This window comes from Dermacoccus sp. PE3 (assembly GCF_001021715.1).
GTDB classification, from domain to species: domain Bacteria; phylum Actinomycetota; class Actinomycetes; order Actinomycetales; family Dermatophilaceae; genus Dermacoccus; species Dermacoccus abyssi.
In genome coordinates, this window is sequence record NZ_LDCM01000001.1 from 445,505 (window position 1) to 464,271 (window position 18,767).

Consider the following 18,767-nt stretch of genomic DNA (forward strand, 5'->3'; position numbering starts at 1 on the left):
GAAAGCATCACCATGCTCAGTGCACTGCTTCCCATGGCAGAGTCGGGTTCGACGCAGTGGCTCAGTTTCGACTGGAACGCCCTCATCTCCAACCTCGGCCCGGCCACGATCGACGGTCTGACGTTCGGCGCCATCTACGCGCTCGTCGCCCTCGGTTACACGCTCGTCTACGGCGTGCTCAACCTCATCAACTTCGCCCACTCCGAGGTGTTCATCGTCGGCGCGTACGGCGTGATCTTCACGCTCTCGGCGCTCGGCTTCAACGGTTCACCGCCGAACCTCGGCATCGGGCCGATCATCCTCAACCTGTTGCTCGCCATGATCGTGGGCATGATCGCGTCGTGTACGACGGCCGTCGCCGTCGAGCGCCTCGCGTACAAGCCGCTGCGCAAGCGCAACGCGCCCCGCCTCGTCTTCCTCATCACCGCGATCGGCGTCAGCTTCGTCATCCAGTACGCGATCTTCGCCTTCCACAGCAAGAACGCGGAGCCGGCCGTCACGATGTTCACGCCGAAGGCGATCTTCGACCTGGGCGGCACCATCATCGACAGCCAGCAGCTGACGATCATCATCGCGGCCGTCGTCATGATGATCGCAGTCGATCGCTTCATCGCGAAGTCGAAGACGGGCCGCGGCATCCGCGCCGTCGCGCAGGACCCGGCAACCTCGACGCTCATGGGCGTCAACTCCGAGCGCATCATCCTCGCGACGTTCGCCATCGGTGGTCTCCTCGCCGGTGCAGCCGCACTGTTCTACGTCATGAAGGTGCCCTCGGGCGTCATCTACAACGGTGGCTTCCTCCTCGGCCTGCAGGCGTTCGCCGCAGCCGTGCTCGGTGGTATCGGCAACATCCGCGGCGCCCTCGTCGGCGGTCTCGTCATCGGTGTGATCAGCAACTACGCGCCGTTCCTGCTCGGTGACTCCAACTGGTCGCAGGTCGTCGTCTTCGCCGTCCTCGTCCTCGTCCTCGTCGTGCGCCCGCAGGGTCTGCTCGGCCAGACCCTCGGAAGGAGCAAGGCATGAGCACCGTCGCCGAGTCGTCCGAGACGACGAAGACCGACAAGGTCACGTTCATGCAGCGCTGGCACATGCTGGAGCGTTGGCAGCAATGGGCGGCGCTCATCGTCGTCGCATTGGCGCTCTACCTCCTGCCGGTGCTCAACCCGCCGATCATCTCCACCGACGGCGGCGGCTCCGACTTCTCCATCGCGTGCTTCGACATGGCGCGCATGGCTCTCATCGCGGTCGGCCTCAACATCGTCATCGGTTACGCGGGTCTGCTCGACCTCGGGTACGTGGCGTTCTTCGCGGTCGGCAACTACGTCGCGGCCATGCTGACGAGCCCCGACAGCCCCTACCTCAAGATCCCCTACCTGTGGACGTTGCCGGTCGCGGTCATCGTCACGATGATCTTCGGTGTGCTGCTCGGTGTTCCGACGCTGCGTCTGCGCGGCGACTACCTCGCCATCGTCACGCTCGGCTTCGGTGAGATCGTCCGCCTGCTCGCCACGATCATCCCGGCCATGCGTGGCCAGGAGGGCTTCAGCAAGGTCGGCGCTCCCCCCGGTACCGCGTCCGACGGCACGCCGCTGTTCACGAACAGCAACGGTCTGCCCTGGTACTGGCTGACGCTCACCGTGCTCCTGCTCGTCATGATCCTCGTCGGCAACCTCGAGCGTTCGCGCGTCGGCCGCTCATGGATCGCCATCCGCGAGGACGAGGACGCAGCCGAGACGATGGGTGTGCCCACGTTCAAGTACAAGGTCTGGGCGTTCGCGCTCGGCGCCGGTCTCGGTGGCCTCTCCGGCGCGCTGTTCGCCGGTCAGATCGGCTTCGTCAACAACGCGAAGTTCGACGTCGTCACCTCGATGCTGTTCGTCGCCGCCGTCATCCTCGGTGGTAGCGGCAACAAGGTGGGTGCGGCCATCGGTGGCGCCATCGTCGCGTACCTTCCGGTGCGCTTCACCGGCATCGCCGAGTACAAGTACCTCATCTTCGGTATCGCACTCATCCTGCTCATGCTGTTCCGCAGCGAGGGCCTCATGCCGGCTCGTATGCACCTGCTGACGTACGCCAAGCGCGCGTACCAGAAGGCCACCGGCAAGGAAATCGTTGCCCCCGAGTCCGAGGACAACCCGTTCGCAGGGGATTCCAAGACCTTGAACCTCGCAACCGAGAAGGAGGCTGACGAGAAATGACGAACGAGCAGAACACGCCCGCCGTCGAGGAAGAGCTCGCAGCCATCGGCAGCAGCATGGAGAAGGTGAGGGAGAAGGGCGTCAAGCTCGACGACCTCGCCGAGGCCGGTGTTCCTCTCGAGGTCGCCAAGGTCATCTCCACCGACCGTGACATCGCCGTCGGTGTCGGCGAGAAGCTCGTCGAGGTGAAGAACCTGACGATGAAGTTCGGCGGCCTCACCGCCCTGGACGACGTCTCGTTCGACATCCACCGCGGTGAGATCCTCGGCCTCATCGGGCCCAACGGTGCCGGCAAGACAACCTGCTTCAACGCGATGACGGGTGTCTACAAGCCGACGAGCGGCGACGTCATCCTCGAGGACACGCGCCTCAACGGGTTGGCCAAGCACAAGATCACCCGCGCCGGTATCGCCCGAACCTTCCAGAACATCCGTCTGTTCGGTGAGATGACGGCGCTCGAGAACGTGGTCGTCGGGCTCGACGCGCGTCACCGCACCTCGGTGCCCGGTGCGCTCATCCGCTCGCCGCGTCACTTCCGCGAGGAGAAGGACGCGGTCGACCACGCCGCAGCGCTCCTCGAGTTCGTCGGCATCTCCGACTCGGCCGAGCGTCTCGCGAAGCACCTGCCCTACGGCTACCAGCGTCGTCTCGAGATCGCTCGAGCCCTCGCCACTGAGCCGAAGCTGCTGTGCCTCGACGAGCCGGCGGCCGGCTTCAACCCGGCGGAGAAGGAACAGCTCATGGAGTTGATCCGCACCATCCGCGCCGACGGGTACACCGTCCTGCTCATCGAGCACGACATGAAGCTCGTCACCGGCGTCACCGACCGCATCGTCGTGCTCGAGTTCGGGCGCAAGATCGCGGACGGCACACCGGCCGAGGTCACGAGTGACCCGAAGGTCATCACCGCCTACCTGGGCGAGGACGAGGGGGACGACGACGATGAGCTTGCTTGAGCTGAACGATGTCTCGGTGCACTACGGACGCATCCAGGCACTGCACGGCCTGACGTTCACCGTCGAGGAGGGCGAGGTCGTCTCCCTCATCGGCGCGAACGGTGCGGGCAAGACGACGACGATGAAGACCATCTCCGGTCTGCTGTCGCCGTCGTCGGGCAACATCATGTTCCAGGGTGAGGACATCACGAAGGTGAAGCCGCACCTGCGTCCGGGCCTCGGCATCTGCCAGGCACCGGAAGGTCGCGGTGTCTTCCCCGGCATGACGGTGCGCGAGAACCTCGGCATGGGCGCCTTCGGCCGTAAGGACAAGGCCGGCATCGACGAGGACTACGACCGCGTCTTCGAGCTCTTCCCGCGCCTCAAGGAGCGCGAGAACCAGCTCGGCGGCACGATGTCCGGTGGCGAGCAGCAGATGGTGGCCATCGCGCGTGCGCTCATGGCACGCCCGAAGCTGCTCCTGCTCGACGAGCCCTCGATGGGTCTCGCGCCGCAGTACATCCGTCAGATCTTCAAGATCATCAAGGAGATCAACGCGCAGGGCACGACGATTCTGCTCGTGGAGCAGAACGCCAACCAGGCGCTGAGCCGTTCGCACCGCGCGTTCGTGCTCGAGACGGGTTCGATCACGCGCGCCGGTACGGGCCGGGAGCTCAAGGCCGACCCGGCCATCAAGGAGGCCTACCTCGGGGTCGCCTGAGGTAGGCACCGCGTGAAGCGCGGGTGAGAGGATGCGTCCTCTCACCCGCGCTTCGTGCGTGTTCGAGGCCGAACCGGGGGTGTGGTCTGCGCCACGTCGGGGGCCGTTAGGGTGTGAGCATGGCTGCGAGCACCTCCCCCGAAACCGCCGAGTTCACGCCCCGCGAGGACGTCGACGCGTACTTCGTCCCGCTGGGCGAGCACGACGGTGGGCGGCTGTTCGAGCCGACGATCCACGTCCAGGGTGCGTGGAACGAGGCCGAGCAGCACCTCGCGGCGTCGGCCGGGCTCATCGTGCACGAGATCGAGCGTCACGAGCCGCGTGAGGGGATGCAGCTCGCGAAGGTGACGTTCGACGTCTACGGCTTCATCCCGTTGCGTCCCACCCACGTGCGCGTGCGCACGATCCGCCCCGGCCGCACGATCGAACTCGTCGAGGCCGAGTTCAGTGTCGACGGGCGCCTCATCATCGTGGCGCGCGCGTGGCGCCTGTCGGTTCAAGATTCCTCGCCGGTCGCCGGCGCCGACCTCGAACCGCTGCCTCCCATGAATGAGTGCGAGCGCGTCGACATGGCGCAGATGTGGCCCGGCGGCTTCATCCGTTCCGTCGAGCGCTTCGACGCACCTCCCGGCTACGTGCCGGGCCGCAACCGCACGTGGCTGCGCACCGACCTGCCGAGCGTCCTCGGCGAGGAGATCAGCCCGACGACGCATTTCCTGTGCGTCATCGACGGCGCGAACGGCATTGCCGTCCGAGTCGACCCGCGCGAGTGGATGTTCCCGAACGTCGACCTCACCGTCCACCTCTTCCGCCGGCCCGACCCGACGGCCACCGGCTTCGACACGACGGTTGCCATGGGCGAGAGCGGCCTCGGCGTGACGATGACGACGCTGCACGACATCCACGGCCCCGTCGGGCGCATCGCGCAGAGCCTCACCGTGCGCGAGATGCCGAGCAAGGGCTGATCTGCTGCGGCGACCCGCCCCAGCATCATCGGCGCGACAACGCCGATTGTCGCGATTCGGCACACAGAATCGAATCGGCTCGCTACAGTCGTGGCACTGCAAAGCACAGGCCGTGCACGACGCCTCCCACGTTTCGAGGCGCCCGGCACGACTTCGTCGACATTGCTCCGGAACGTCATGCACCCACTTGGCCAGGAGATCGACGAGCATCCCGCCTTCGTCGGGATGTCCGCCCTTATCGCCCACCGCGATCCCGGCGTTCGATTAACCCCAATTGATGGCCGCTCACGCGTACCCGGATCACGTGTTTCGTGACTCGCTCGAGTGGCCGTCCTGCGCACCCTTCACGCGTGAGGAGTCCCCATGACTGCCCTGCCCGCCGAGCACGACACAGCGCTCGCCGCCCTGCCCAACGCCCTGCACGTCAAGCCGGGCACCGAGTGGAGTTCGGTCCTCGACCGCGCCGCCACCGCCGCCCCGGAGGCCTTCGGCGAAGGCCGCCTCAAGAACCTCGTCGGTGGTGAGTGGCTCTCCAACGGCACCGACGAGATGCTGACGAGCCCCGTCGACGGCAGCTCGCTCATCAACCTGCCGAAGCTCTCCGTCGAGGAGGCTCAGGCCGCAGTCCACGCCGCGACGCAACAGCACCGCGAGTGGCAGAACGTTCCGCTGGCCGAGCGCAAGAAGCGCGTCCTCGCCGCCGTCAAGGCGATGACCGAGGTGCGCGACGACCTCGCGCTGCTGCTCGCCTGGGAGATCGGCAAGCCGTGGCGCCTGGCCTGCGCCGATGTCGACCGCGCCCTCGACGGCGTGCGCTGGTACGTCGAGGAGATCGACTCGATGATGGACGGCCGCCGCCCGCTCGAGGGGCCGGTGAGCAACATCGCGAGCTGGAACTACCCGATGTCGGTGCTCGTGCACTCCGAGCTCGTGCAGATGCTCGCGGGCAACGCCGTCATCGCGAAGACGCCCTCACAGGGCGGCGCGACCTGCCTGACGCTCGCGCACGCGATGATGGCGCGCGAGGGACTGCCCGCGACGCTCATCTCCGGCAGCGGCGCCAACCTCTCCGAGGTGCTCGTGCGCTCACCCGAGATCGGGGCCATGGCCTTCGTCGGTGGGCGCTCGAACGGCGGCAAGATCGCCGCGCAGCTCGTCGACACCGGCAAGCGCCACATGCTCGAGCAGGAGGGCCTCAACGCCTGGGGCATCTGGAACTTCTCCGACTGGGAGGGCCTGGCCGCCCACCTCAAGAAGGGCTTCGAGTACGGCAAGCAGCGGTGCACCGCGTACCCGCGTTACGTCGTGCAACGCGAGCTGGTCGACACGTTCCTCGAGACCTACCTGCCCATCGTGTCGGAGCTGAAGTTCGGCCACCCCCTGGCGGTCGAGAACGACGACGACGATCTGCCGGAACTCGACTTCGGCCCGATGATCAGCGCCTCCAAGGCCCGCGAGCTGAGCGAGCAGGTCGACGACGCGATGCACCGCGGCGCCGTGCCGATCTATCGCGCCGACGTCGAAGCGCGCGGGCGCTTCCTCGAGGGCCAGGACACCTCGGCCTACGTCGCCCCGACGACGCTGCTGTCGCCCGCGACGGCCAGCTCGCTCATGCACGCCGAGCCGTTCGGCCCGATCGACACGATCGTCGTCGTCGACACCGAGGCCGAGCTGCTCGCCCAGATGAACGCGTCGAACGGTGCGCTCGTGGCGAGCCTGGCCTGTGACGACGAGGTCCTCGCACGACGCCTCGCGCGCGAACTGCAGGCGTTCAAGGTCGGCATCAACAAGCCCCGCTCGCGCGGCGACAAGGCCGAGCCGTTCGGTGGGTACGGCGCCTCTTGGCTCGGCTGCTTCGTCGGCGGCGAACTGCTCGTGCAGGCCGTGACCGAGGGGCCCGAGGGCGAGATGCTCTACGGCAACTTCCCGGAGCACTCGCGCTACCCCGAGCGCAGCTGATCCGTCGCTCTCCCCACGTGCCCTCCGGCCCCTGCGGTCGGAGGGCACGTTGCATCGCGTGGAAGGGTCGCGCAACGTCCGGCGAACTCTCGGTGAAGCCCCTGGCGTGGCGCTGACGGCGTCGGCGACGGTGAGCACGTGAGCCTCACCGACATCGCGGTCGCCCACCGGGGCGGCGCCGGCCTCGCGCCCGAGAACACCCTCGCCGCGTTCGAGATGTCGCACGCCCTCGGCCTGCGCCTGCTCGAGACCGATGTCCAGGTGACGAAGGACGGTGTTGCGCTCGCCTTTCACGACGCGACGCTCGCGCGAACGGCCGGGATCGACGCGCGTGTGCGAGATCTCACGTGGGAGGAACTGCGCGCCGTCCGGGTTGGCGGTGAGCCGATCCTGCGCCTCGACACCCTGCTCGACGCCTTTCCCGATGCGAGTTTCCTCATCGATCTCAAGACGGTGCGCGCAGCGGCCCCACTCGTCGACGCCGTGCGCCGCACGCGCAGTGCCGAGCGCGTCTGCGTCGCCGACGGCCGAGACACCTGGCTGCGCGATGTCGCCGAGACGACCGGCTGCGCGCGTTCGCTCGGCTGGCGCGGCCTGTTGACGCTCATGGGTGCAGCGAAGACGGGCACCCGAGCCCCGCGGCGCGTGCTTCACGGCGCGTTCGCCGCCCACATCGCCACCCGGCTGGGCGGCATCCCGTGGATGGCGGATGCGCGAGCCGCCGCACGCCTGGTCGACATGACGCACGACGCCGGGCTTCGCCTCGTGACGTGGACCGTCAACGACAGCGCCCAGATGACCCGCTACCTCGACGCGGGCGTCGACTCCGTCATCACCGACCGGCCCGACCTGCTGCGTGAGGTGCTCGTCGCCCGCGACGCGTGGACGGCGCCCGAAGGTTTGCCGCTCGTGCGCACTCAGCCGAAGCGCACCGCCCCCGAGGAACTGACGCGGACGCCGACACGCGCGCCCTCGTCGAGCGTCGCGGCAGTCGGCGCGTCATCGCTCGGATAGGCGATCGCCTCCAGTTCGCGTCCCGGCAGAGCATCGAGGGTGACGCTGACGTGGGTCGCCTCGCCCGACGCCGACACCCGCGCCACCCTTCCGGGCAGAGCGCCGGGGGCGTCGACCCCGACGACCCGCAGGCCACCGCGCCGTAGCGCCCAGGCAGCGCGTTCGAGGCCGAGCCGCTGTGCTTCGTCCGGGGTGAGGTGCGTGGTGAACCCGAGGAAGTCAGCGGTCTCCTCGTCCACCGGGTGAGCCCAGACCTCGCGCGTCGAGCCGTGCTGAACGATGCGACCGTCGCGCATGATCGCCATGTCGTCCGCGACCGTGAGCGCTTCGTCGTGATCGTGTGTGACGAAGAGGGCCGTCGCACCCTCGGCGAGCAGAACGGAGCGCAGATCGCCCGCGAGGCGTTCGCGCAGTGAGCGGTCGAGAGCCGACAGCGGCTCGTCGAGCAGGAGCAGCCGGGGGCGCGCGGCGAGCGCCCGCGCGAGCGCAACCCGCTGCTGCTGGCCGCCCGAAAGCGTTGCCGGACGGCGTGATTCGAGCCCCGAGAGGCCGACGAGGTCGAGCAGTTCGGCCACGCGGGCGTCACGGTCGGCAGCGGGTGTGCCCCGTCGCGCCAGCGCGTAGGCGACGTTGCCTGCCACGTCGAGGTGGCCGAAGAGTTGCCCGTCCTGGAACATGAGCGCGAAGTCGCGTTTGTGAGTGGGCACGCGCGTCACGTCGGTGCCGTCGAAGGCGATGCGTCCGGCCTCGAGCGCCTGCAGACCGGCGACGGCGCGCAGGAGCGTCGACTTGCCGCAGCCGCTCGGGCCGAGCACGGCGAGCACGCGCCCGCGCGGCAGCGTGAGGGAGACGTCGTCGAGTGCGGGCGTGGCGTTGCCGGCGAAGGTGACGCGGGCGTCCGTCACCTCGAGGCCTCCGGCGTCCTCCCGATCCTGGGGCTGCGTCATCCGTCCATCCTTCCCGCGGCGCTGCCGCCGATGCGTTCCACGGCAGCCATGACGAGGGCCGTCACCGTCGCGAGCAACACGGAAGCCGCCATCGCTGCCCCGAAGTTGCCCGCGCCGGGGCGGCCGAGCAGTTGATAGATGAGAACGGGCAGCGTCGGCGACTCGGGCTGGGCGAGAAACGCCGTCGCCCCGAACTCGCCGAGCGACACGGCGAGGGCGAACCCCGCCGCGGCGACGAAGGGACGCCACAGGTGTGGCAGGTCGGCCGTCATCCAGGCGCGCAACGGGCTCGCGCCGAGGGCGGCCGCGGCTTCACGCGACCTCGGGTCGAGCGAGCGCAGCACGGGTACGAGCGCGCGCACGACGAGCGGCAGCGCGACGGTGGCCTGCGCGATCGGGATGAGGATCGGCGAGCTGCGCAGATCGAGCGGCGGACGGTCGAGGGTGAGAAGGAAACCGAAGCCGACCGTCACGGCCGAGACGCCGAGCGGCAGCATGAACGCAGCGTCGAGGCCCGCAATGACGCGGCGGCCGCGCGGCGTGCGAGCCCGCCACGAGACGACGACCGACACCATGACGCCGAGCGCGAGCGCGAGCAGTGCCGCGTCGAGGGCGATGCGCCACGAAACCGAGAGGGCGGCCAGGGCGGCCAGTTCTCCGCCGAGCGCGCGGTAGTGCACGAGGGACCAGCCGTCGCCGTCACGCAGCGAGCGCAGGACGAGGGTGAAGAGAGGTGTGACGACGAGAGCCAAGGCGAAGAGGGTGGCAGCGAGCGCCGGGGCGTCGGATCGGGTGACTCGGCGCGGCTCGTCGGCCACCGCGACGCCGCGGCGCACAACGGAATCACTGCGCCGCAGACCCGAGCGGGCCCGCTCAGCGCCGAGCAGCAACAGCGCGACGAGGACGAACTGCACGGTCGAGAGCACCGCGGCGGCGCGCATGTCGAGGAACTCGACCGTGAGCGAGTAGATCTCGGTCTCGAGCGTCGCGTAACGCAGCCCGCCGAGCATGAGCACGATGCCGAACGCCGTCGAACAGAAGAGGAACACGACCGTCGCGGCACTGACGACGGCGGGACGCAACGCCGGCCACGTCACCGTCCGGAAGACCTGGGCGGGCGATGCTCCGAGGCCGGCTGCCGCCTGCGCGGTGCGCGGGTCGAGGGAGGCCCACATCGGCCCGACCGTGCGCACGACGACGGAGATGTTGAAGAACACCATCGCGAGCAGCACCGGCTGCCACGTTCCGTCCCACCCCAGCGCCGCGAGCGGCCCGCCGGGGGCGAACAGCGAGCGGAACGCCACGCCGACGACGACCGTCGGCAACACGAACGGCAGGACGACGAGGGCGCGCCACAGCCCCGCCAACGGCACCCGCAGGCGGTAGAGCACGTGCGCGACGGGCAGCCCGAGCGCCACCGAGCAGAGCGTCGCGAGCGCCGCCATCCACAGCGTGAACCACAGCACGCGCAGGGTACGCGGGCGGGTGACGACGTCCCAGGCACCCGCGAGGTCAACGCCCCCACCGTCGCCCGTGACGCCGCGCACCGCCATCGCGAGAACCGGCCACCCGAAGAAGATGCCGAGGAAGACGAGCGGCACCGCGGCGAGCAACGCGAGCACGAGCACGCGCGGGAGGGACGAGGTTCCCGCGCGTGCTCGTGCTGCCGGCGCAGCGACGCCGTCACGGCTCACTTCGACGTGACGTCCTTCCACTGCGTCAGCCACGTCTGACGCTTCTCGTCGATCTGCGCCGGCGAGACGTCGATCGTCTTCTCGGCGGGCTTCACCGTCTTCGCCCACTCAGGCGGCAGCTCGACCGAGGAGTCGACCGGGAAGACGTACATCGAGTTCGGCAGCGACTTCTGGAAGCTCTTGCCGTTCATGAAGTCGATGAACGCCTTGGCGCCCTCGGGGTTCTTCGCGCCCTTGATGACGCCCGCGTACTCGTTCGAGCGGAAGCACGTGTTGCCGAGCGCCGACGTCGTCGACTTGCCCGCACCGTCCACCGTGAACGCCGGCGAACTGTCGTAGCTGACGACGATCGGGCGGCTGCCCTTGCCCTCACCGGCGGTGTAGTCGACGTTCCAGGCGTCGCTCCAGCCCGACGTCAGCTTGAGGCCGTTGCTCATGAGCTTCGTCCAGTACGGCTTCCAGCCGTTCTCCCCGTACTTGCCGACCGTGGCGAGGAAGAACGCCATGCCGGGCGAACTCGACGAGGCGCCTGGCGCCACCATGAGGTTCTTGTACTCCGGCTTCGTCAGGTCGTCGAGGCTCGCCGGCTTCTTCTTGTTGTTCTTCGTGAACCACGCGTCGTCGACGTTGACGCACACCGACGCCGTGTCGATGGGCGACAGCACGCCCTTGCCCTGGCCGTCCGGCAGGTCGTACGTCGACGTCGACGCAGCGGCAGCCTTCGACGTGTACGGCTCGAGCACGCCCTCCTTCGTCACCCGCGACGCGAACGTGTTGTCGATGCCGAAGACGACGTCGCCCGTCGGATTGTTCTTCGCGAGCACCAACTTGTTGGCCAGGGTGCCCGCGTCGCCCGACTTCGACACCTTCACGGTGTAGCCGGTCTGCTTCGTGAACTCGTCCATGACGGCTTTGTCGGGCGCCCAGGACTCGTGGGTCACGAGCGTCACCGTCTTGCTCTTCGCATCCGACGCTGACGCCGACGACTTCGTCTTCGTGTCACTGACGCTGCACGCCGACGTCGCCAACACCGCAACACCTGCCACCAGCGCAGCCACCGTCGTCGGCACGGGGTGGGAACCACCCGTCCGCTCGGTCACGTGGAACTTGCTCATCACGACGTCCTCCTCACCTCGAGTGAGGGACCACGCCCGCAAGCGGCACGAGCCGCGCACGAACGGGTGAGTCTCGACTTCCTCCGCCGGTGCTAACCGGTTCAGGTTCGAGGGTTTAGTGCCCTACCTCGGCACGATCTCAGCGCAACGTGCGCTCCCCTGTCGTTCGCAGGCGACATTACACGTCGACCAATCGGCCCGCACGACTGGCGAACACACAACACCGCCTGCGAATATGGGCACAAGACATTGACCACCCTTGGAAGGGGAGACAACATGGGCAACCTCGTCTGGAAGGTACTCAGCCTCGGCGCCGGAATCGTCGCCAGCAAGGCAGCCACCACCGTCGCGACCAAGGGCTGGAAGACCGCCACCGGCAAGAGCCCGCGCAGCGCCAAGGACCCGAACGCCGGCATCCTCGAAGCCGCCATCTACGCCGCCATCTCCACCGGCGCCCTCGCCGCCGCCAAGATGTACGCCGAGCGTCGCGCAGCCGACTACTACACCAAGTCCGCCGGCCACCCGCCGCAGGCGCTCGTCAAGCGCGCCGAGGAAGAGGCCAAGGAAGCCAAGAAGGGCAAGAGCCAGGCGCCTGTCGTCGTCATGAAGTGATTCCCTTCGTGCTGTCGCACCGAGCGTGGCGGCCGAGCCTGCGAGGCCGCCACGCTCGGTGCGACAGCACTCGGGGGAGTCCGCTTCCAGCGGGGTCGCGCACTCAAGGAGTGTTGCGGCCCCGTTGCCGTACCCGGCTCTTCATACCCGCCGGGTTGATCGTTTCCCTGCGTGACGGGGTCGCGCACTCGAGGAGTGTTGCGGCCCCGTTGCCGTACCCGGCGCTTATGCCGCGGGTCTTTTCTCCCCCTTTGGGGTGAAGTGTTACGACGCGTCATGACGGGAGTTTTCGCGTTCCTTCCGCTGCACCGCGACGCGCTGTAGCGTCATCGCATGACGACGACGTCCGCGGGTGAAAACCCCACCAACAGCGGCCCCCACGAGGGCGTTCCCGGCGCGTTCTCCGCGTACCGCGACTACATCCCCGCCACCAAGGGCGTGCACGACGAATCCGTCACCGCCGACGCCAAGATGCGGCCCGACTACTGCACCGTCCTCAGCCGCATCGAAGCCCTCGGCTCCGAACGCCTCACCGCGCGCCTCCGGGAAACCGCCGATGACCTCGAAGAACTGGGCGTCACGATCAACTCCAAGGACGGCAACCGCCCCTACCCCATCGACATCGCGCCCCGCATCATCACCGCCGAACGCTGGGCCGAGATCAGCGCAGGCCTCGAACAGCGCGTGCGCGCGCACGAGCTGTTCCTGCGTGACGTCTACGGCCCGGGCGAAATTCTCAAAGCCGGCCGCATCGACCGCGAAGTCCTGCGCCGCGCGCCCGGCTACTCCAAGGACGGCCACAAGGTGCCCGAAGGGTTCGTCCGCGCCGGCCTGTGCGGGCTCGACCTCGTCTCCCCCTCCGCCGGCGAATGGATCGTCCTGGAGGACAACCTGCGGATGCCCGGTGGGCTCGGCATGAGCCACATCAACCGGCGCATCCTCGAAGACCACTTCGCCGAGATCCTGCCCACGCCCGGCAAACTGCGTCACCCCCGCGAGGCCTACCCCATCCTGCGCGAAGCCTTCCTCGCGGCAGCAGCTCTCGTCGAGGGCGCAGACGCCGACGACGAACTCGGCCTGTGCATGGTCTCCCCCGGTGAAACCGACACCACGTGGTACGAGCAGAACCTCGTCAGTGGCGAAATCGGCGCAGCCCTCGTCACCGCCGACAAACTGCTCGTCGACGACGGCATCCTCTACCGCCTCGACGGTGACGATCGCCACCGCATCCACCTCCTCAACCCGCGGATGGGCGAGGAGGAACTGTTCGGCTCCGAGGGCACCGACGGGCGCAAGCTCGCCGAGACACTGCGCGACGTCATGGCTGCCGGTGCCGTCACCATCATCAACGCCCCCGGCAACGGTCTCGCCGACGACAAGGCCGTCTACGCACTCGTGCCCGACATGATCGACTTCTACCTCGGCGAGGAACCCCTCATCGGCCAGGTGCCGACGTTGCTGTGCTCCGACGAGAAGCAGCGCGAGGAGGTCCTCGACCGGCTCGACGAGCTCGTCGTCAAGCCCATCGACGGCTACGGCGGCACCGGCATCACCGTCGGTCCCGAGTGCTCCGAGGACGAACTCGAGGAGCGACGCAGCGAAATCCGAGAGACGCCGGAGCGGTTCGTCGCGCAGGACATCATCCCGCTCTCCACACTGCCGACCCTCTCCGACGGAGCATTCGCGCCCAGTCACGTCGATCTTCGAGCCTTCGTCATGCAACGCCCCGACCCGAACGACCCCTCGCGCACGATCGCCCAGACGGCGCCCACCGCGATGACGCGAGTCGCTCCGGTGGGCACGATGATCGTCAACGTCTCCGCGGGTGGAGGCGGGAAGGACACCTGGATCAAGTCGTGAGCTTCAACCCCCGAACGAGCGAGACCTCGCCCGCCCGGCCGTCGGTCCGCCACTCTCTTCACCCGTGCCTGTCCCCCGACGGCAAGCTGCTCGCCGCCGTCGTCATCGACGAGGACGGCTACCCGCACGCCGTGCAGCGTCCGCTCGCCACACCCGACGGCGTCGGTGCCGGCCCCGAACGCACCGTGCCCATCCCGACGCCGGGCCCGGTGCGCAACGTCGCGTACTCCCACGACGGTCACTGGATCGCCTGCGAGGTCGCCCCCGACGGTGGTGAGCGCGAGGAGATCTGGCTGTTCACCACCGACCCGGACGACCAGAGCGCGGTCAACCCGTTCGAGTTCACCGACGCGACCGTGCAGATCGTCTGCTGGGACGGCGTCGAACTCGCCCTCACCGCCATCGACGACTCGGGTCTGGCCGAAGGTCGCGTCCTGTCCGCCGTCACCCAGGACGTGCGCGTCGTCGACCGGCGGGTCGGCGGCGAACTCGTCCACGTCCGCGACGGCGTGGCGCTGTTCCGCGTCGGTTCGCGTGGCCACCGCGAGTTGCTGCGCGTCGACGTCGGCGGCGCCTGGTGGCCGCTTCTGCCGCCCGACCCCGGGTCGACGACCGACGCCGGCGTCGTGCTCGACGCAGGGCACGAGAGCGGCGTCATGCGAGCCCTCGTGCGCAGCGACCACCACGGCGAACGCTTCCGCCTGCTCGACGTGCGCGTCGGCCCCGACGGCACCGACGTCCGTGAACTCGCCGCGCGGGCCGACGCCGATCTCGACGAGTTCTCCGTCAGCCGTGACGGGTCCACCGCCACGCTGCTGTGGAACCACGACGGTCGCAGCCGCATCCAGATCCTCGACCTGCGCTACGGCGAACCCCGCGAACTCCCCGCGCCGCGCTTGCCGAAGGTCGTCGTCACCTCGCCGTCCCTCACCGCGGACGGACGGCTGCTCACGTTCTGTGTGCAGGGCCCCGAGTTCCCACCGCGCGTCGTGCTCTGGGACGTCGCGCACGGCACGTGGACCGGCGACGAGCCCGGCGCGAACCTGTCGCCCGAGGATCCTAGGCCACCCATCGGTGCGCCCGGCCCGCTCGCGCGCTACAGCGCGGAGCCGAAGGGCGAAACGGCAGCGCCCGACCCCGAGGCCGACGAGGCTGACTCACGTCCCCTCACCGTGCTCGTCGACGCCGGCAGCGCGACGTTCGTCCCCGAACTCGTGCGCTACCCCGCACGCGACGGCCTCGAGCTCACGGCGTGGGTCTACCGCTGCGGTGACGAGCCCGCGCCGACGATGGTCTACTTCCACGGTGGCCCCGAGGGGCAGTCGCGGCCGAGCTACAACAACGTGCTGCGTCAGGCCGTCGACGCGGGCTACACCGTCGTCGCGCCGAACGTGCGCGGCTCGTCCGGCCAGGGGCGTGCGTTCAGCCACGCCGACGAGCGCTACTCGCGCCTGTCAGCCATCGACGACGTCGCCGACACCGTCGCCTACCTCGTGAAGACAGGCATCTCCGACCCCGAGAAGATGGTGGTCAGCGGACGCTCGTACGGCGGCTACCTCACCCTCGCGACGCTCGTGCGTCACCCCGAGCTGTGGCGTGGCGCCATCGCAGCCTGCGGCATGAGCGACCTCGAAACGTTCTACCGCGACACCGAGCCGTGGATCGCCGTCGCCGCTCTGCCGAAGTACGGTCACCCCCTGCAGGAGCGCGAACTGCTGCAGGAGTTGTCGCCGATCCACGGGCTGGGAGAGGTCATCGTTCCCGTGCTCTTCGTCCACGGCGCGCACGACACCAACGTGCCCGTCAACGAGACACGTCAGGCCATCGCCGTCCTGGAGTCGAACGGGGTGGGCACCGACCTGCTCCTGTTCGAGGACGAAGGCCACGAGTTCGTCAAGAGAGCCAACCGGCACCGCCTCGGTGACCGGGTCGTCGCATTTCTCGAGGAGGTACTGGGCTGATGTTCGGTCGAGGCAAAGGTTCCAAGGCGTCGGAGGGCGACCTCGCCGCGCAGGTCGTCGAGTGGCGGCGGTGGCTTCACGAGAACGCCGAGCGTTCGTACGAGGAGCACGAGACGACGGATTACGTCGCCTCAGTGCTCGAGGACATGGGCCTCAAGGTTCACCGCTTCGACATGGGCACCGGTCTGTGGTGTGACGTTCCCGCCGCCGACGGAGCCTCGTCGAAGGACGTCGTGGGGCTGCGCGCCGACATCGACGCCCTGCCCATGACGGAGGACACGGGGCTCGACTTCGCGAGCGCCAACGAGGGCGTCAGCCACGCGTGCGGGCACGACGCGCACACGGCCATGCTGCTCGGCGCCGCGTCGCTGCTCGTGGCCGACCCGCCCCCGCAGCCCGTGCGCCTCATCTTCCAGCCGGCCGAGGAGACACAGCCCGGCGGTGCGAAGAAGTGCGTCGAGGAGGGCGTCACCGACGGTCTGACGCAGCTCATGGGGTTGCACTGTGACCCACACCGCCCCACCGGTGAGGTCGGAGTCATCGCCGGCCCCATCACCTCCTCGAACGCCAACTTCGGCATCACCGTGACGTCGTCGGGCGGTCACACGGCCCGTCCGCACGAGACGGGCGACACGATCTTCGCCGCTGCGCAGATCGTCACCGGGCTGACGGCGGCGCTCGACCGCCGCGTCGACCCGCGCGCCGGCGCGGTGCTGACGTTCGGTTCGATCAACGGCGGCAGTGCGGTCAACGTCATCCCCGCGAAGGTGGAGATGTGGGGCACGCTGCGCAGCGCGAAGCGTGACGTGTGGGAGATCGGCGAGGAACTCGTCACGACGTCCGTCGCGTCGATCGCGGCCACGTTCGGCGTGGAGGCTGAGGTCACGTACACCCAGGGGCCTCCGCCGGTCATCAACGACGAGGAGTGCGCCGAGCGGGCGCGCGCGGCCGTCGTCTCGGTCTTCGGTGAGGAGGGTGTCGGCACAGCGGAGCAGTCCTCCGGCGGCGACGACTTCTCCTGGTACCTCGACTCCGTGCCCGGCGTCTACCTACGCTTCGGCGTCCACTCCGGCAAGGGCGAGGAGACCGACCTGCACCACCCGGGGTTCCTGCTCGACGAGGACGCCCTCGCCGACGGCGCCCGCCTCTTCGACGCCTTCGCCCGCGGCTGACACCACGCTCCGGCCCACATGGTGACAGTTGGGGTACTTGGTGACGGTTGAACGTCACCAAGTACCCCAACTGTCACCAACTTCTCCGGGGGCTTCACGCCGCTCGCGTGACAGCCATCGCCTCGCGGATCGTTCGAACCACCCGAACCGGCGCCGACAGGTCGCTCCAGGTGAAGCGCACCACGACGTAGCCAAGTCGCCGCAGTCGCATTTCGCGTCGCTTCTCGGCACGCAGCGCCTCGGGGTGCGTGTACTTCACCATGCCGTCGAACTCGAGGACGACACGAGTCCCTTCGACGAGGAAGTCAACGCGGGCGAACGGGAGCGACTCGTCGTCCCAGATCTCCACCTGCGGAATCACTGCGATTCCGGCATCTCGGCAGATCAACCGCAGGAGTGATTCGCCGGCGGATTCGATCGCTCCGTCGGCGAGCTCGACCGCTGCGCGAGCCTGCCCGACACCGGCCTTGCGACCGTAGGCGACCAGTGCTGATTCGAGCTCCCCCGGGGTTCCGCCCTCGAACAGGTAGGAGTCGGCACTCACGACACCCGCCCGCAGACCTTCGTGTGCGGCAACCTCGATGGCAGCCTCAGCGGCAGCCTGCACACCCAGCCCATCGACCTGCTCCGGCGCCTCGCCCCAGGCCCGACGGCACACGAAGTCGTCGCGCCTCGATTGCACCCGTGGGTGGCGCGCCACTTCGATGCGATCAGGGAAGCGCAGGACCGCGAGCCGGTGAACCACGAGGGCGGATCCGCCGATGAGGTGCGCCCCCGGGAGCGTCTGCAGGAGTGCCTCACAGCGGCGCACATGGTGAAGTCGACGAGCGGCGAAGTGGTCCATGTCCGCGGCGCACGGATCGACGATGCCGTACGCCCCGTAGCTGTACGACGTCACGAAGCCTGCGCGACGCCACGCCCTCAGCGTTGAGACGTCGATCCCTGCGGAGGCGAGATCACGTCGGGTGACGTAGGTGAGGCCGTCTGCCAGACGGCGGGCGAGATACGGCGGTAAGGGAGCGGCGGGCATGTCTCAAGGCTGGATCGACTCGGCAACGTTGTCACGCATGGCCATCTCGACCCTGTGGATGACTCGGAGTTGGTGGCAGTTGGGGTACCTGGTGACGGTTGAACGTCACCAGGTACCCCAACTGTCACCAACTTCTGGCGCCTCCTGCGTCAGGCGCGGCGGCGGTGGAAGAAGTCGGTGAGCACCTCGGCACACTCGGCTTCGCGGATGCCGCCGACCACCTCGATGCGGTGCGTGGAGCGGGAGTCACGCACGACGTCCCACAGCCCACCGCACGCGCCGGCCTTGCGGTCCCACGCGCCGAGCACGATGCGCGGCAGCCTCGCCTGGACGGCGGCACCGGCGCACATGAGGCACGGCTCGAGCGTGACGACGAGCGTGCAGCCGTCGAGGCGCCAACTCCCGCGGGACGTCGCGGCCCGCCGCATCGCGACGATCTCCGCGTGCCCGGTCGGATCGCCGTCCGCCTCACGCAAGTTCGCGCCGACACCGATGACGGCGCCGCCCTCGTCGACGACGAGCGCCCCCACCGGAACGTCCCCCGCAGCCGCCGCCTCGCGCGCTCGGGCGAGGGCGTCCGCCAT

At 68.8% G+C, this 18,767-nt stretch carries 16 protein-coding genes and 1 riboswitch; of the genes, 11 read left to right on the top strand and 5 right to left on the bottom strand.

Translation table 11 applies throughout. The features are described from left to right. Positions 1-12: 12 nt before the first annotated feature. From AA983_RS02070 to AA983_RS02100, 7 genes are all read left to right on the top strand, one after another. Positions 13-1,023: a branched-chain amino acid ABC transporter permease gene (locus AA983_RS02070; protein WP_047311107.1), complete on the top strand. Its 1,011-nt coding sequence runs from the start codon at positions 13-15 to the stop codon at positions 1,021-1,023. Beyond that, on the top strand, positions 1,020-2,198 hold the full coding sequence (locus AA983_RS02075) for a branched-chain amino acid ABC transporter permease (protein WP_047310547.1): 1,179 nt from the start codon (positions 1,020-1,022) through the stop codon (positions 2,196-2,198). The genes AA983_RS02070 and AA983_RS02075 overlap by 4 nt, the downstream gene beginning before the upstream one ends. Then, complete coding sequence (locus tag AA983_RS02080) at positions 2,195-3,154, top strand: ABC transporter ATP-binding protein (protein ID WP_047310548.1); 960 nt, start codon at positions 2,195-2,197, stop codon at positions 3,152-3,154. The genes AA983_RS02075 and AA983_RS02080 overlap by 4 nt, the downstream gene beginning before the upstream one ends. Continuing rightward, positions 3,141-3,854 carry an ABC transporter ATP-binding protein gene (locus AA983_RS02085; protein ID WP_047310549.1) on the top strand — a complete coding sequence of 238 codons (714 nt, stop codon included), beginning with the start codon at positions 3,141-3,143 and terminating at the stop codon, positions 3,852-3,854. Before AA983_RS02080 ends, AA983_RS02085 begins: the two co-directional genes overlap by 14 nt. Positions 3,855-3,973: 119 nt before the next feature. Continuing rightward, the gene (locus tag AA983_RS02090) at positions 3,974-4,819 is read left to right on the top strand and encodes a thioesterase family protein (RefSeq protein ID WP_047310550.1); all 846 of its coding nucleotides are present in this window, start codon (positions 3,974-3,976) and stop codon (positions 4,817-4,819) included. Positions 4,820-5,182: 363 nt separating this feature from the next. Next, positions 5,183-6,778 carry an aldehyde dehydrogenase family protein gene (locus tag AA983_RS02095; protein WP_047310551.1) on the top strand — a complete coding sequence of 532 codons (1,596 nt, stop codon included), beginning with the start codon at positions 5,183-5,185 and terminating at the stop codon, positions 6,776-6,778. Positions 6,779-6,916: 138 nt separating this feature from the next. Continuing rightward, complete coding sequence (locus tag AA983_RS02100) at positions 6,917-7,792, top strand: glycerophosphodiester phosphodiesterase family protein (protein WP_052946782.1); 876 nt, start codon at positions 6,917-6,919, stop codon at positions 7,790-7,792. On the opposite strand, the gene AA983_RS02105 is transcribed toward AA983_RS02100, so the two are convergent. The 3 genes from AA983_RS02105 to AA983_RS02115 are packed head-to-tail and all read right to left on the bottom strand — an operon-like array spanning position 7,696 to position 11,548. Further along, on the bottom strand, positions 7,696-8,739 hold the full coding sequence (locus AA983_RS02105; protein ID WP_052946783.1) for an ABC transporter ATP-binding protein: 1,044 nt from the start codon (positions 8,737-8,739) through the stop codon (positions 7,696-7,698). The two genes, AA983_RS02100 and AA983_RS02105, sit on opposite strands and share 97 nt — an antisense overlap. After that, the gene (locus AA983_RS02110; RefSeq protein WP_369798727.1) at positions 8,736-10,466 is read right to left on the bottom strand and encodes an ABC transporter permease; all 1,731 of its coding nucleotides are present in this window, start codon (positions 10,464-10,466) and stop codon (positions 8,736-8,738) included. Before AA983_RS02110 ends, AA983_RS02105 begins: the two co-directional genes overlap by 4 nt. Continuing rightward, a complete protein-coding gene (locus tag AA983_RS02115; protein ID WP_047311111.1) occupies positions 10,430-11,548 on the bottom strand; it encodes a thiamine ABC transporter substrate binding subunit in 1,119 nt (372 codons plus the stop codon). The genes AA983_RS02110 and AA983_RS02115 overlap by 37 nt, the downstream gene beginning before the upstream one ends. Positions 11,549-11,609: 61 nt before the next feature. Beyond that, positions 11,610-11,719, bottom strand: a riboswitch (TPP riboswitch). A 105-nt stretch (positions 11,720-11,824) separates the two neighbouring features. On the opposite strand from AA983_RS02115, the gene AA983_RS02120 reads away from it, so the two are divergent. The 4 genes from AA983_RS02120 (at position 11,825) to AA983_RS02135 (ending at position 17,153) form a co-directional block, all read left to right on the top strand. After that, on the top strand, positions 11,825-12,160 hold the full coding sequence (locus AA983_RS02120) for a DUF4235 domain-containing protein (RefSeq protein WP_047310552.1): 336 nt from the start codon (positions 11,825-11,827) through the stop codon (positions 12,158-12,160). A 333-nt stretch (positions 12,161-12,493) separates the two neighbouring features. Continuing rightward, positions 12,494-14,020 (top strand): circularly permuted type 2 ATP-grasp protein, encoded by a 1,527-nt coding sequence (locus AA983_RS02125; RefSeq protein ID WP_052946784.1) that lies wholly within the window; start codon positions 12,494-12,496, stop codon positions 14,018-14,020. After that, complete coding sequence (locus AA983_RS02130; RefSeq protein WP_052946785.1) at positions 14,017-15,981, top strand: alpha/beta fold hydrolase; 1,965 nt, start codon at positions 14,017-14,019, stop codon at positions 15,979-15,981. The genes AA983_RS02125 and AA983_RS02130 overlap by 4 nt, the downstream gene beginning before the upstream one ends. Beyond that, positions 15,981-17,153, top strand: coding sequence for an amidohydrolase (locus tag AA983_RS02135; RefSeq protein WP_047310553.1), 1,173 nt, complete (start codon positions 15,981-15,983; stop codon positions 17,151-17,153). The genes AA983_RS02130 and AA983_RS02135 overlap by 1 nt, the downstream gene beginning before the upstream one ends. A gap of 94 nt (positions 17,154-17,247) precedes the next feature. Here AA983_RS02135 and AA983_RS02140 read toward each other — a convergent pair whose 3' ends face one another. Further along, positions 17,248-18,183 carry a DUF559 domain-containing protein gene (locus AA983_RS02140; RefSeq protein WP_047310554.1) on the bottom strand — a complete coding sequence of 312 codons (936 nt, stop codon included), beginning with the start codon at positions 18,181-18,183 and terminating at the stop codon, positions 17,248-17,250. Between the two features lie 149 nt (positions 18,184-18,332). Next, on the bottom strand, positions 18,333-18,767 hold the full coding sequence (locus AA983_RS02145) for a nucleoside deaminase (RefSeq protein WP_047311114.1): 435 nt from the start codon (positions 18,765-18,767) through the stop codon (positions 18,333-18,335).